Genomic DNA, 15,377 nt, shown 5'->3' with positions numbered 1-15,377 from the left:
ATAAGTTGTCTTCAAATAAAAAACGTCCCGAAATCGGGACGTTTTTTAGATATATATGATATTCTATTAATTAATTGCAGGACAATTACAGTGGTATTTCTCTTTTCTACAGTTAAAGTTATATCCCAAAGTAATTTGGTGGAAGCCACCATTGTCAAATACTACTGAATTTGCTTGGTACGAATATGTATAAGCGAACACAAAATTATTGTAATCTACCCCAACAAAAGGTGTAAAATACTGAAGTTTTTGATTGCTCACACCTGAACCGTCCAAATATTCAGCACCATCTAAACTTCTTCTGTAGGACAATCCTCCCCAAACTTTTCCGAAATCCATCTCTCTATAAGTCTTAATGTTTAAGTCGAATGAAGATTCCTCAGTGGCATCCCTGTACATGAACATAACCGAAGGTTCAAAGGTCCAATCACTCCCATATTTTTGGAATACATTTCCAACAGACACCAAATAGGTTCTTAAATTCTCATAACTCAATCCTTGCTCATTAAAATTGACACCATCATTGTTCAATAGGTTTTTAACGGTAGCATGGGCATAGAAATCCAAGAAATGATATGAAAACCCGAAATCCACATTAAAGTTAGTGGCACTTTGTTCCACGCCCGCAATAATAGGATCAAAAGGTTCATTGATAAAAGCGGTTTCATCCAAACGATATTGAATAGCCCCAACACTTAAACCAAAAGACAACATGTTCAAATCAATTTCATTTCTTGAAAACATCAAGTGGTGTGCATAAGTTACATAAGCACCCGTTTGCGAATGGTACCCATTCTTATCATTATATACAATCGCTCCAATTGCCGATTGCGATTCTCCAATTCTACTATTAACACTCAATGTTTGTAATGCCGGAGCATCGTCTTGGCCAAACCACTGCATCCGTGCAGTCAATCTCACTTTGGCACAGTTGGCTACACCTGCCATGGAGGGATGAATCAAATAATAATTATCGGTTAAGTAATCTGAATAGATTGGAAGGCCTTCTTGCGCTGTTCCTAATTTTGTAAATAATGCTACAATTGCTATTAAACAATACTTTTTTAAATTCATAAATTCTATCTTTTCAAAGTAAAATGGGCTTTAAACTCCTTGCTCTGTCCCGTCGACGGTTCCACGTACTCCACAACAAACCAGTAGTCACTGCTCGGCATCGCTGCTCCGTTGTACGTTCCGTCCCATCCTTCGCCAGATGGAGAGATCTGTTTGAGCAATTTTCCGAGCCTGTCAAATATATAAATTTTAGTGTTAGTTTGACTACTAAATCCAACAATGTTCCAAGTGTCGTTGTAACCGTCACCGTTAGGCGTAAAGAATAACGGATAATCCAGTACACTTATTGTCACACTGGCCTCTCCGCAGCCCAAAATATCTCTAGCAGTTACTGTATGCTCTCCCCATGGCACGTTCTCGAACACACCGCTCTCCTGCCATGGTCCGTCGTCCAGACTGTACTCATAGCTGCTGTCTCCGCTGGCCGTGGCCACCACGACATGGTTGTCTGCAAAGGCCTCGGTCACCACTTCCGCTACAATGCTCGGCGGTGCGCTCTCGATCACCTCAGTGGTGTCCGTGCGCTCGCACATGGTCACCGTAGAAGTCGATACGTCGATTACCGTTACACTGTAGATTCCCGCTTCTGTCGGTTCATAGCTACCGCCGGTAGCCCCCGCAATCTCCTGACCGTTGAAGTACCAGATGAACAGATAGTCAGGTTCCGTTAGCCCTGTCTCCAATACCGGTGGGTCGATCGCCTCGGTTCCGTTGGTATCCAGACACAGCACATAGCTGTCGTAAAGGTCGAACACCGGCTGTGGGTTCACCTGAAGGGTCAGCTCTGCCACCGCGTAACAGATGGAGTCCGGTGTGGTATCGTTGTCCACACGGGCATAGATCACCTGTGGGTTGACCACGTTCTCATAAAGGGTCGGCAATGGGCTTGTACCCGCTTCGGCATCCGCCTCGCTGGCATAGTAGCTCACCGTATAGTTTGCTGGGTCCTGTCCGTCCAACAGTTCCGCGTCCATGGCAGACAGGTCGAACTGCACGCTGTCGTCGGTCGGATCTCCGTCCACTTCCATATTGTCATCACAAAGCTCATAGAGGATGGCCTCCATGTCCGGATTGGCCTCCGCCGCTTCCTGTACCTCCACAAAGAAGCTCTGAGTACTTATCGAACAGCCTGTATCCAGATTGGTGATCGCCACAAAGATCTGCTGCGGGTTCACGGTGTTGGTGAACGGGCTCACAAGGTCGTTGTCCCCATTGTCCGCATCCAACTGCGATACGTGGTAGCTCACCCCATAGAGCGCAGGGTCCTGTCCGCCCAGCACCTCTTCGTCCTTCTGAGACAGGTCGAAGGCATAGGCCCCTTCCGTGTTGTTCTCACAGGCCACGATGTCCGTTACGGCAACTGCCTCCGGCAGTGGGTTCACCAAGATATCAAAGTCCACGATCGTATAACAGTCCGTGATGTCGTTGGCCACGCGCACATAGATGGTCTGTGGGCTGGAAATGTTCCCATAGGCCGTTGGGTCAGGGATTGCATTGGTATCCTGTTCCGCATCAAAAAGGCTCTCGTGGTAGCTCGCCGATACACCGGCCTCTCCGTTGATGATATAGGTCTCGTTCTCCGTAAGGTCGAACAGCTCCACCTCGTCTCCCGTGTTCTCATCGTCGCACAGTGCAATATCAGATGGGTCCTGGCTCGGGGTAGGGTTCGGCAATACGCGGATGGTCAAGGTCGTCTGGTCCGTACAGCCCGTGTCCGTATCGGTAACCACCACATATAGGGTCTGTGGGTTCGCCGCCACTCCGTTAACCGAAGTGTTCACATAGGCCGTTGGGTCCGGGATCGCATTGGTCCCCGCATCGGCATCAGCCTGGGTCTCGTAGTAGCTTACGCTCCAGCTCCCCTCATTGCCCGTGATCTCCCCGTCCTTTACCGTAAGGTCGAACACCGTCAGCTCATCCGCAACATCGTCGTCGCAAAGCTGCAGCGGCGTTGGCTGCACCGCTACCGGTGGCAGTTCCACACGGATCTCAAACTCGCCCGTGCTCACACAGCCGTTGTCAAGGCTCTCCAGCCTTACGTATATCATCTGTGGGTTGGTCTGGTTCACATAGCCCCATGGATTGGCGATCGGTGCCGCTCCGGACTCTGCGTCCGCCATGGTAAGGTGGTAGCTAAGCTCGAACTGCGATGGGTCCTGCGCACCGAGGATCTCGGCATCCATACCGGTCAAATCGAAGCTTGCATAGCCGTCCGTGTTCGTATCGCAGATTACATAGTCCTCGATGGCCGTTGGCACTACCGGTGACGGCAGTACGTTAAGCTGTAGGCCAACCACGCTGTGGCAGCCCGTTACCATGTTCTCCGCTCTGGCATATACCACCTGGGCATTGGCCACTATATTGTCATAAGGGCTCAAGAGCACATTGTCCCCGCTCTCGGCATCCGATATCGTCTCATGGTAGGTGATGGCAATGTCCAGCTCACCGTTGATGATCTCCTGCGTGCGCTCCTCCAAATCGAAGCTCGCATAGCCGTCGTTGTCACCGTCACATTCCTCCAATGGCGTCGGGTCTGCCTCCGGTGACGGGATCGGGTTCACCCTCAGGTCCAGGATCACCGTGCTGTAGCAGCCCGTATTGCTGTTCTCCGCTCTCACGAAGATCGTCTGTGGGTTGGCAATGTTCGTATAGGGGCTCACAAGGGCATTGTCGCCGTTTTCGGCATCTGCCAGCGTAAGGTGGTAGCTCAGTACAATACCCACCTGTCCGCCAAGGATCCCGTCGGTACTCTCCTCAAGTACAAAGGACTCCTGCTCGTCGCCCGGGTTGTTGTAGTCACAAAGCTCCAATGGCAGCGGCTGCATCAATACCGGTAGGGCGTTCACGATAAGCTCCAATGGCACGACCTTGTGGCAGCCGTTGGCACTGTCCTCAACGCGTACCCACACCTGCTGTGCAAACGGTACCGTATTGGTAAAGCTCAATGGATTGGGAATGGCAGAGGTGCCCGATTCGGCATCGTCCTCAGTCAGGTAATAGGATACGCCGTACTGTACCGGGTCAAGCCCGTCAAGTACCTCCGCGTCCTTGAGCGTCAAATTGAACTGTGCATAGCCGTCGCCGGAGGCGTCGTCGCAGACCTCAAGGGCCGTTGGCTCCTCCAACTGTGGGGTTGGGTGCACCACAAGCACAAGCTCCACGATCGTCGCACAGTCCGTTGCGATCGTTGCGCTCTCAACACGCACATAGAGCGTCTGGGTATTGGCCACAATATTGTTGTAAGGGCTCGACAGGGCGTTCACGCCGTTGTCCGCATCCGCCTGGGTCTCGTGGTAGGTAAGTACCAGTCCCGTCGTACCTCCCGTGATCCCGGCATCCGCATCAGACAGGTCGAACACGCCAAAACCGTCGCTGTCCGCATCACAGTACTCCAATGGATCTGGAATGTTCGCCTCTGGGGCCTGTTCCACTACAAGGTCCAAGGTCGTCGTGCTGTAACAGCCCGTTTGGATATCTTCTATGCGTACGAAAACCGTCTCTCCCGTGGTCCCGAAATAAGGGATTGCAAGGGCATTGGCTCCAGACTCGGCATCGGCCAGGGAGCCATGGTAGCTCACCGCATAGGCAGGGTTGTTTCCGTTGATCTCCGTATTCTTTATCGTAAGGTCAATGTCAGTCATTCCGTCAGGAACGTTGTCGTCACATACCTCCAATGGGGTTGGCGCCACATAACTTGGCAGTGGGTTCACCTCAAGCTGGAAACTTGTGGTCCCGTAACAGTCCGGATAGGCCGGGTCCTCTACCCTTACATAAATGGTCTGTGGGTTTGTCGTGTTTCCATAGGCCGATGGCGTGGTGATTGCTCCCTGTGCCAATTCGGCATCCGAAAGGCTGGTATAATAGCCTACATTGTATACCGATGGGTCCTGAGCCCCCAGGATAAAACTGTCCTGAACAGTTAGGTCGAATATTTCTGTGCCATCATCCGAAATGTCATCACATAGTGATAAACCAGATACTTCCAAGGCTTGTGCCCTATAATTTACTACCAAATTGAAGACAGGATCAGGCAGTACTTCATAACAGGTTTCATCATCTACATTTTCTATTCTAACGTAAATAGGCTGTGGATTAACCGTATTGGTATACGGACTTGTCAAGGCTCCAATTCCTGCTTCTGCATCCGCATAGTTGGTATAATAGGTAATAGCAAATTCGGTATTTGACTGAGCGCCTAATATTCCCGCATCTTGAGTGGTCAGATCAAATGCTTCGAAACCATCATTACTGTCATCATCACATAATTCCAAATCAAGAACAGAATTAATGCTTGGGTTTCCTATAGCTATTGAAAATTGACCTACAGTATAACAGCTTTCAGAATATACATCTTGAATTCTTACATATAAAATCTGTCCATTTGTTGCGGTATAAGTTACTGGGTCCGCAATTGGGTTAGTCTGGGCTTCTGCATCTACTTCTGTTTCATAATATGTTACCGAAAAATCATCTGGATTTTGAGTTCCCAGAATCAATGGTGTATTTACTGTTAAATCGAAATCGGCAGTTGTTGCAGGCGTACAATCACTTAAATCCTGTATCTCTTGAATTTCTGGGAATGGATAAAACTCAATAATAATTGAATCTGTAGCTTGACAATCCTCAGAAAATACAACATCCACGGTATACTCACCATTCTCTGTAACATCTAAAACTGAAGAAGTCTCTCCTTCGATTACAACTCCATCTTGATACCAAGTATGAGTAGCAGTCGGTGCATTGGTATCTAAAGTGATTATTCCTCCTCCACAGGTTGTGTTTTCTGCAGCGATAGTTATATCGTCTCCTAAAGACCCTCCTAAACTAAAACTACCCGCTTGTAAAAATACACCCGAGTTTAAAGCGTGATCATTATGATCTGCAATTACTAATTTAATATGATAATTTTCACCTGGATTTACAGCAGATGACGCTGTAAACACAGTAGTTCTTCCATCAAACGACATTGGCGGCTGCCCATTACCTGTATAACCTCCAAAATATTGTTCATTTATGGCATCACAACCAGGGTTATCCGGATGAATATTGGTCACCAAAATTGGCGTAGTAGTCCCAGGAAGCACCGCGAGGTTCGTAGTGTTTCCCGCTTCATCAGTTAACAAAAAGGCAAAAGCATCAGAGAACGTACACTCGTAGGTCCCTCCTGTACTTCCATTATATTCCTCTGAAGCCATCAAAAAGTTAAAGCTGATACTATCAGCGATAGGAACAAAGTCGAATTCTATTACACTAGCATCATTTGAGTTTACTGTTTCAGTACCATTTATTACGATCTCATCCAAATCAGCATCCCCTGGCCAGTTACCTCCACTTAAAGCATTATTATTAGGACCACCAGCATTTGTAACATCTCCTGACATCATAAGGATTCCATCCTCAAACGGGAAAGCCTGTCCGTCACCATAGAAATAGGCTATACCATTAGCATCCCCAAAGTTAGTCCCGGTTGAATAGCTAATATTAGATACATCTGCACACGGACTATCTATAAGGACATCGGTAACTAATTCTTCTATGGTATAGGTATCTTCATCGATCACCAAATTTGGTCCTAGAACGAAAACTGTAACTTGGACTATAGCGTTACATCCCTGTGGATTCGTATCCTCTACCACCAAGGTCACCGTAAAGGTTCCAAAATTAGGGTATGCATAGCTCACATTTTCTCCTGTTGCCGTATCTCCATTTCCAAAAACCCAAGTATATGTAGCACCTGTACCATCTTCGGAAAACAATGCACTACCTGAAAATTCAATGGTCTCATTTGGCAATACATTAATGGTGTTTGAAGTATCCACAGCAGGAACCGCTGCAATAGATGGTGTAATTGTTTGACATGGAGAAGCACATAAAATTTCAGCTTCCCAACCCGTTGTTACTCCAGAATCATTGGACACAAATTCAAAAGTCAAACAACCACTGGCATTGTCTGGGCCAGCTTCGACTTGTCCTGGATTATTAGCTCCAGAAAACACACCAATAATAGGCGAAGCTGTATCCGGCCCATCATAGATTGTTAAAGTATCTGCATTTAACTGGGTAGCAAAAGAAATAAAATTTACAATTGCGAAATCCTCACTATCCACAGCGCAAATTGTAGTTACATAACTCTCGCCACTGGCATAATTTCCACCAGCCCCTCCAGAGTCATAAAACATATCAGGTTCACACCGATTGAATGTCCCATTTTCCATGAGAATATCTTGGGCAAAAACATTAAGAGATATTAAAAATGTAAGTAATGCGTAAATTTTCTTCATAATGCTACAAAATTTTAACTATCAGATTTATACATATAACAGTCATCTAGGGTAAATTCCTAACTTACCTAACGGGAAACTTTCCTTAAAAATTATGATCTAATAGCCTACATAACCTCTAAAAGCCTCTACCAAAACAAAATAAAATGGATTTTATGTGTTTCGAAGTAAAACAAAGGGCTTTAAAAGTGGGGCGAAAAATAAGAAAATTTGTCAAATATGACCTAATATTTTAAAATAAAGTTAAATGTTTATTAACCTATCCAAATAATCCTGCAGTAATTAGTCATTTCATTGATTTTCCATTCAAAATTTTAGGTTTATTTAATATTTCTTTGCCAAATGCTTTTAGTATTTTTGCAAAAAATAATTTCCATGGAAAATATAACAATCAAAATACAAGCCACCAATAACCCTAGCATCATAAAATTTGAAGCCGATACGTTTTTAACCCAACATCAAAGTTTTGAATTCAATAATATTGATGAAGCCAAACCATCTCCTTTGGCACAACAATTGTTTTACCTTCCTTTTGTAAAAAAAGTTTACATCTCTGGTAATTTTATTGCCGTTGAGCGCTACAATATTGTTGAATGGGCCGATGTGCAAGAAGAAGTTGCGAATCAAATCCAGGAATACCTTAATTCTGGCGGCATTATCATTGAAGCCTCTGCCCCTTCCAAGAAAGTTCCTGTAACTGTTTACGCAGAAAGCACTCCGAATCCTTCAGTAATGAAGTTCGTTGCCAATAAAAAATTGGTAACGGCAACTTTTGAGTTTCCTTCAATTGATGAGGCAAAACTTTCTCCTTTAGCTACGGAACTGTTCCATTTCCCATTTGTGAAAAATGTGTTTATAGACGAAAATTATGTCTCCATAAGTAAATACGATATTGCCGAGTGGAATGACATCACGATGGAACTAAGAGAATTTATTCGAAGCTATATTGAAAATGGAAAAGAGATTGTTGCTCCAAATGCCAATGTGGTTTTAGAAAAAACTCAAGAACAATTGGATGCCAATTTTGAATCTTTAGATGACACTTCCAAGGAAATCATCAACATATTGGAAGAATACGTAAAACCTGCAGTAGCTAGTGATGGGGGTAACATTCAATTTGAATCTTATAATGAAGACACCAAAACGGTTAAAGTTATCTTGCAAGGTGCTTGTAGCGGTTGTCCATCTTCAACATTCACCTTAAAAAATGGTATTGAAAATATGTTGAGAGAAATGCTAAAAGACAAAGTTCAAACGGTTGAAGCAATTAACGGATAGCATATTCAATTAATTGAAAATCACTAAATTAACCTAATATTCACCACGTAAAAACCAAAAAATCGCCTATATAATTTGTACCTTTATACATCACTTATTATTAACCATTTAAAGTTACTTATTATGGCCGTTTTAAAAGTTATAGAAGTTTTAGCAAACTCCGATAAAAGTTGGGAAGCCGCAGCAAAATCAGCAGTGAAACACGCTTCCAAAACCATTAAAAATATCAAATCTGTATTTGTGCATTCGCACAGTGCCGTTGTAGAAGGAGATGAAATCACCGAATTCAGAGTGAATGTAAAAATTACGTTTGAGGTTGATTAGCATTGCTCTTAAAGACTTAAAGCGCCTAATCATCGGGCGCTTTTTTTATGGCTTTTCACTACATTTGAATTATGAGATACCTGATTTTCTTTCTTATTATCTTATTATTTAGTTGCAACGGTCAATCTTCCAAACCCATGACACATCAATTTACAAACGACCTTATACACGAAACAAGTCCCTACCTACTTCAACATGCTCATAATCCTGTTGACTGGAAACCTTGGAGCGACAATACCCTTCAACTTGCCAAAGAGGAAAATAAACTAATAATCATTAGTGTTGGTTATTCGGCCTGTCATTGGTGCCATGTTATGGAACATGAAAGTTTCGAAGACGAAAAGGTTGCCGAGGTTATGAACGCTAACTACATCAGCATAAAGGTAGACCGTGAAGAACGCCCCGATATAGACCAAGTCTATATGGATGCCGTACAGCTAATGACTGGAAGCGGAGGTTGGCCCCTGAATATTGTTGCACTCCCCGATGGTAGGCCAGTTTGGGGCGGCACCTATTTTAAAAGGGAGCAATGGATGAGTGCTCTGTCACAAATTTCCAAACTGTTTCAAGAACAGCCAGAACAGCTCTATAATTATGCAGACCAGTTGGAAAAAGGACTCAAATCTATGAACCTGGTTACCCTCAACAAGGAAACACCTGATTTTAATCTTACTCAAATAGATAGTATTGTTGCTGAGTGGTCACAATCTTTTGACCATGTAAACGGAGGCCTAAAAAGAGCTCCAAAATTCATGATGCCCAATAACTATCAGTTTTTATTGCGGTATGCCTATCAAACCAATGACAAATCTTTACTAGATTTTGTCAACCTTACTTTGACCCAAATGGCCTATGGTGGTATTTTTGATCAAATTGGCGGGGGCTTTTCCAGATATTCAGTTGACGATAAATGGCATGTGCCTCACTTCGAAAAAATGCTTTATGACAACGGGCAATTAGTAAGTCTGTATGCAGACGCTTATCTTCTCACCAAAAAGGATCTTTACAAAAACGTAATAACCGAAACGTTACACTTTATTGAAACAGAACTCACCACTCCCGAAGGGGCTTTTATGTCTGCCTTGGATGCCGACAGCAATAACACCCAAGGACATTTGGAAGAAGGCGCTTATTATGTTTGGACCAAAGAAGAATTAAAAACCTTACTTTCCAACGACTTCACATTATTTGCAGAATATTACAATGTTAATCAATACGGCCATTGGGAAGGCAATAATTATGTGCTAATAAGGACACTTGACGATGTTGAGTTCTGTAAAAAATTTGACTTACACCAAGATGAACTTGACTCGAAAAAAAATAAATGGCATCAAGCTTTGCTAAAAGCCAGAGCTTTGAGAGAGCACCCTCGACTGGATGACAAAACACTCACTTCTTGGAACGCCATTATGCTCAAGGCGTATGTTGATGCCTACAGAGTCTTGCGGGACGAAAAATATCTTGATATAGCAAAATACAATGCTAATTTTATTCTTCAACAACAGTTAAAAAAAGATGGAGGCTTATTCCACAACTACAAAAATGGCCATAGTTCCATTAATGGCTTTTTAGAAGATTACGCCCTAACTACAGACGCATTTATCAGTTTATACGAAAACACCTTGGATGAACAATGGTTAAATTATTCAAGAGATTTCACCAATTATGCACTAGATCATTTTTATGATAGCCAAAACGGCATGTTCTTTTTCACCTCCAACGAAGACCCGAGTTTGGTGACTAGAAACATTGAATATAGAGACAATGTGATTCCTTCATCAAATTCAGTAATGGCCAAAAACCTTTTCAAATTATCTCATTATTTTGATAACGACTATTACCAAAAAACAGCAACTACCCTGCTGAATAATGTTCAAGAAGAAATGAAGGCTTATGGTTCTGGGTTTTCAAATTGGTTAGATTTAATGCTTAATTACACCAATCCATTTTATGAAGTTGTGGTGGTGGGCAAAAATGCCTCTAACAAACTTTCGGAAATCAACGAATTTTATATTCCCAACAAGCTCATTGCTGGCAGTACCTCAGCAAAAGAATCACCATTATTAAAGGATCGCTACCTTGACAACAAAACAATGATTTATGTTTGTGTGAACAAAACTTGCCAACTTCCTGTGACTGAAACAGACAAAGCCCTGGAAATGATTTTGAAGTGAAAATTTGTAATGCCTCCTAAATTTTAAATTTCTGTTACTTACGTATTAACACTTTCAGTTTTAAATGATTATCCCTACATTTGATTAATAATTTAAAACACACTTATATGGAACTACAAAAATGGGTAGACAAAGGATATGACTTAATTGTAAATTTTGGACCAAAGGTTCTTGGAGCCATTGCAATTTGGATCATTGGGTCCTGGGTCATTAAAATATTGTTCAACACTACTAAGAAAATTTTAGACAAAGGAGATTATGATATCAGTCTCAAAAAATTTCTTTTAAACCTCCTAAATTGGGCCTTAAAAATAGTTCTGATAATTGTTGTTCTAGGAACTGTTGGGGTTGAAACCACCTCTTTTGCAGCCATTATTGCCGCAGCAGGTTTGGCAGTTGGATTGGCTCTTCAAGGGTCATTAGCGAATTTTGCTGGAGGTGTTTTAATCATGATTTTCAAACCTATCAAAATTGGAGATTTAATTGAAGCCCAAGGAGAAATGGGTGTTGTTAAGGAAATTGAAATCTTCACTACCAAATTAACAGGACTATCCAACAAGGAAATTATTATTCCAAATGGTTCTTTATCCAACGGAAACATCATCAACTATACTTCATTAGGTACTAGACGTGTAGATTTCGTTTTTGGTGTGAGCTACGATGCCGATATCAAAGCCACTAAAGAAGTCCTCATGCAGCAATTGACATCTCACCCTAAAGTATTAAAAGATCCGGCGCCATCGGTAACCGTTTTGGAATTAGCCGATAGCTCGGTAAACTTTGCCGTAAGACCATGGTGTAAAACTGAAGATTACTGGACTGTATACTTTGATGTTATGGAAAGTACCAAAGAAGCACTTGATGCTGCAGGTATTGAAATTCCTTACCCACACAGTGTGGAAATTCACAAAGAAGGCTAATTAAGACTTAGGCTTTAATGCAATGAAGTCTTTCAAATAAAAAGGTTCAAAATAAGCGACATCTTCGATGTCGTTTTTTTTGAACTTATCATAAGCCAAAGCTCCCATTTCTTTTGCCGATGGCAACTTTCCTTCCACAAAAATGGCATTGGGGTGCGAAATCAGCCCCTTTGTTTTTTCTACTCCGTTACCTACAAAGTGAACTGAACCATTTTCTAAATACTTAGCATAGGAATCCGCATCCAATACTTCGGCTTGAACTTCTCTTATTGCTTTATAATTGTTGTCAAAAATAGCAGAATACACCTCTAGTCTTCGAGCATCCAACATGGGAACTATGACTCCATCAAAAGCATTTACTTGACATGCCAAAGCCTCTAAAGTAGATACCGAAATCAATGGTTTATCCAGCGAAAAGCATAATCCCTTCGCTGCGGACACCCCAATTCTTAACCCCGTATATGATCCAGGTCCTTTACTGATTGCAATAGCATCCAATTCTGCACCCTGTATATTGGCAGATTTTATAACCTCATCGATAAACACATGCAAAGATTCTGCATGAGAATACCCATTTCCATTATCTTCCTTTAAAACAATTGTTTTTCCTTCCTCAGAAATTGCCACCGAACAATTGGTGGTAGTTGTCTCTATACTTAATATCAACGCCATAATTGCAACCCTAAACTAAATCTCCTCCTGCTTACTTTCTTCTGATTGTATTTCTATTTTATCACCAGGTTTCAAGGTTTTAGAAACAACATTGTATGGCCCGGTAATAATTTCTTCACCTTCGGAAAGCCCTGAAACTATCTCAATATTGGCATCATCTTGAATTCCCGTTTTTACCACTTTCAACTTGGCTTCATCATTATTTCTGACAAATACGCACTCAAATTTTTCATCTAAGATGCCACCTCCCATTTTGGGAGCTCCAGATGGCTTGCCTGAACTTGTATCCGTTTTTATTACAATAGCGCTAATAGGCACTCCAACTACACTATTTTTTGTCGTTGTAATTATGTCAACCGTAGCCGTCATTCCTGGTCTAAAGGGAGAAAAATGTTCAGGTTTACCTTCGGTTAAATCTTTATAGGATTCATCTAAAATTCTAACTTTTACTTTAAAATTGGTAACCTGATCTGCTGTTAAATTTCCTTCTGCTGAATTAGCTATTTCGGTTACAATTCCTCTAAATTCCTTTTTAAGATAGGCATCCACTTCAACGATTGCAGAATCACCAATTTGCACCTTTACAATGTCATTCTCGTTCACATCAACCTCTACTTCCATATTACTCAGGTTGGCCACTCTCATAATCTCGGTACCAGCCATTTGTTGGGTTCCTACAACTCGCTCACCTAACTCCACATCCAATTTGGAAATTGTTCCACTCATGGGAGCATAAATAGTTGTTCTGCTAAGATTGTCCCTTGACTCATTTACGGTTGCAGCCGCACTCTGCACATTAAAATAGGCAGACTCCTTACTGGCTTGTGCCACTTCATAAGAAGAAATGGCCTTATCCCAATCGGACTTGGAAATAATGCCTTTTTCAAACAGAATCTTGTTTCTATCATAATTAGCTTTTGCTTCTTTCAAAGAAGCCTCTGCCTGACTTAAGCCCGCTCTGGAATTTTGTAAAGTAGCTTGAGAACGGTTTAAATTGGACTGATAAATATCCGGATTAACACGCACCAAAAGATCCCCTTTTTTAACTTGCTGCCCTTCCACAATTGGCAGCTCAATAATTTCTCCAGAAACCTCACTGGATAATTTCACTTCTATTTCCGGCTGGATTTTTCCTGTAGCAGAAACGGTTTCCACAATATCCATTAAGGCAATTTCTTGAGTTTCTACAACCTTAAAATTCCCTTGCTTACCAAACCAGCCTATTTTTTTACCTACAACTAAAACAATAGCTAAAGTTATGATTGCGAGAAGAGCAATGAGTCCTTTTTTACTCATAAAATCTAATTAATTTGGGTGATTGGAATTCCAAAATAGAACTCCAAAACTTTGAGTTTAAATATGTAATCGTATTTGGTTCTAATAACTTGCGATTGCGAATTTTCATATTGCGTGCGCGATTGGTTAAAATCAAACGCATTAGACAATCCCACATTATAACGCTCCTTTGAATACTCAAAAGCCAACTGCCTTGCTTCTTCAGTTTGAACCGCAGCTTCATAGGCTTTCTTAGCATTCTTGGCATCATTGTATGCTTGATATACATTAGATTCTAGATCCAACTCAGCTTGCTCCAATTGGTATTTCGCTCTTTCAACATTTACCTTACTTCTATTTACACTATTCCTGGTTGTAAACCGATTAAAAATAGGAACATTCAATTGAAATCCTATTGCTGTACCATCGAATATATACAACTGGTCCAAAAATACGATTTCTTCTCCAGTAAATGGGTCTATTTGCGTACTAGACCAACGCGTGTTGTAACTTAAAAAACCAGATAGTGTTGGAAAATAGTTTGAACGTGCCAAAGACAAGTCCTTTTCTGCAATTAACAAACTTGTTTCAGCAATATTAATATCATTCAATTCAACCTTTGCCTTATCAGCTATAGTTTGCGCATTTTCATTCAAAATATTTTCCGAGATAATATCATATTCATCATCTACAATATCAAAATTTTGATAGTCCTTTATCTGTAACAATTGTGCTAAGCCAAGTTTTGATATAAACAATGTATTTTCTGCTGCAATGATTTCTTGTTTTTGGGTAGCATCGGTTGCTTTAATTTCCAAAAGATCTCCTTCAGGCAAGGTTCCTGCATTGACCATTTCTTGAGTTCGCTGCAAATTTTCTTGAGTAATTACATTTTGAGCTTGAAGTACTTTAAGCTGTTCCTTATTGAATAAAATTTGCAAAAATGAATTTGCGACAAACAATGAGATATCATCTTTCATCTTGTCTAAAGCATACTGAGATGATAATTGATTCAATTTTGCTCTTTGAAGGCTTTTCCAGTTTCTTAACCCCGCAAAAATATTAACACCTGAGCTAACTCCTCCAGAAGCCGATTTAAAAGTCTCATTTTCGAACTGGTTGGTGGCTGGGTTAATATTGGCCCCAGTGTTTATATTGTAGGATGCCGAGGCGCTTAAATTTGGGAAAAAATTTGAAACTGCCTGATTTTTGTCAATATCTGCCAACTCTGAATCTAGTGCGGATTGCTGGATGGAAATATTATGTTCCAAAGCGTATTCTACACATTCTTCTAGGGTCCATTTTTTTTCTTGGGCTTGAGCAGCAAAGGAAATAAGCGCTATAAATAGGAAAAATTGTTTTTTCATAATCGGTTTATA

The 15,377-nt window shown here is 41.6% G+C and carries 9 protein-coding genes; 4 read left to right on the top strand and 5 right to left on the bottom strand.

Annotated features, from left to right (window positions below):
- Positions 1 to 66 precede the first annotated feature (66 nt).
- Both RBH95_RS03420 and RBH95_RS03415 read right to left on the bottom strand, forming a co-directional pair.
- Positions 67 to 1,074: a type IX secretion system membrane protein PorP/SprF gene (locus RBH95_RS03420; protein ID WP_307901325.1), complete on the bottom strand. Its 1,008-nt coding sequence runs from the start codon at positions 1,072 to 1,074 to the stop codon at positions 67 to 69.
- Positions 1,075 to 1,079: 5 nt separating this feature from the next.
- Entirely contained in the window at positions 1,080 to 7,355 is a 6,276-nt protein-coding gene (locus tag RBH95_RS03415) for a choice-of-anchor L domain-containing protein (protein ID WP_307901324.1), read from the bottom strand.
- A 375-nt stretch (positions 7,356 to 7,730) separates the two neighbouring features.
- Here RBH95_RS03415 and RBH95_RS03410 point away from each other — a divergent pair, with 375 nt between their 5' ends.
- From RBH95_RS03410 to RBH95_RS03395, 4 genes are all read left to right on the top strand, one after another.
- The gene (locus RBH95_RS03410) at positions 7,731 to 8,633 is read left to right on the top strand and encodes a NifU family protein (protein ID WP_307901323.1); all 903 of its coding nucleotides are present in this window, start codon (positions 7,731 to 7,733) and stop codon (positions 8,631 to 8,633) included.
- 123 nt (positions 8,634 to 8,756) lie between these two features.
- On the top strand, positions 8,757 to 8,957 hold the full coding sequence (locus RBH95_RS03405; RefSeq protein WP_307901322.1) for a dodecin family protein: 201 nt from the start codon (positions 8,757 to 8,759) through the stop codon (positions 8,955 to 8,957).
- Positions 8,958 to 9,094: 137 nt separating this feature from the next.
- On the top strand, positions 9,095 to 11,131 hold the full coding sequence (locus RBH95_RS03400; RefSeq protein ID WP_307901321.1) for a thioredoxin domain-containing protein: 2,037 nt from the start codon (positions 9,095 to 9,097) through the stop codon (positions 11,129 to 11,131).
- A 107-nt stretch (positions 11,132 to 11,238) separates the two neighbouring features.
- Entirely contained in the window at positions 11,239 to 12,051 is an 813-nt protein-coding gene (locus tag RBH95_RS03395; RefSeq protein ID WP_307901320.1) for a mechanosensitive ion channel family protein, read from the top strand.
- On the opposite strand, the gene tsaB is transcribed toward RBH95_RS03395, so the two are convergent.
- Genes tsaB through RBH95_RS03380 form a run of 3 tightly spaced genes read right to left on the bottom strand, consistent with a single transcriptional unit; the run spans position 12,052 to position 15,365 of the window.
- Positions 12,052 to 12,723 carry a tRNA (adenosine(37)-N6)-threonylcarbamoyltransferase complex dimerization subunit type 1 TsaB gene (gene tsaB, locus RBH95_RS03390; RefSeq protein WP_307901319.1) on the bottom strand — a complete coding sequence of 224 codons (672 nt, stop codon included), beginning with the start codon at positions 12,721 to 12,723 and terminating at the stop codon, positions 12,052 to 12,054.
- A gap of 15 nt (positions 12,724 to 12,738) precedes the next feature.
- Entirely contained in the window at positions 12,739 to 14,019 is a 1,281-nt protein-coding gene (locus RBH95_RS03385; RefSeq protein WP_307901318.1) for an efflux RND transporter periplasmic adaptor subunit, read from the bottom strand.
- Positions 14,020 to 14,024: 5 nt separating this feature from the next.
- On the bottom strand, positions 14,025 to 15,365 hold the full coding sequence (locus RBH95_RS03380) for a TolC family protein (protein ID WP_307901317.1): 1,341 nt from the start codon (positions 15,363 to 15,365) through the stop codon (positions 14,025 to 14,027).
- Between the last annotated feature and the right edge of the window lie 12 nt (positions 15,366 to 15,377).

The organism is Mangrovimonas sp. YM274 (assembly GCF_030908385.1).
GTDB lineage: Bacteria > Bacteroidota > Bacteroidia > Flavobacteriales > Flavobacteriaceae > Mangrovimonas_A.
Note: the sequence above shows the minus strand (reverse complement) of the source record. Positions and strands in the feature narration are given on the sequence as shown.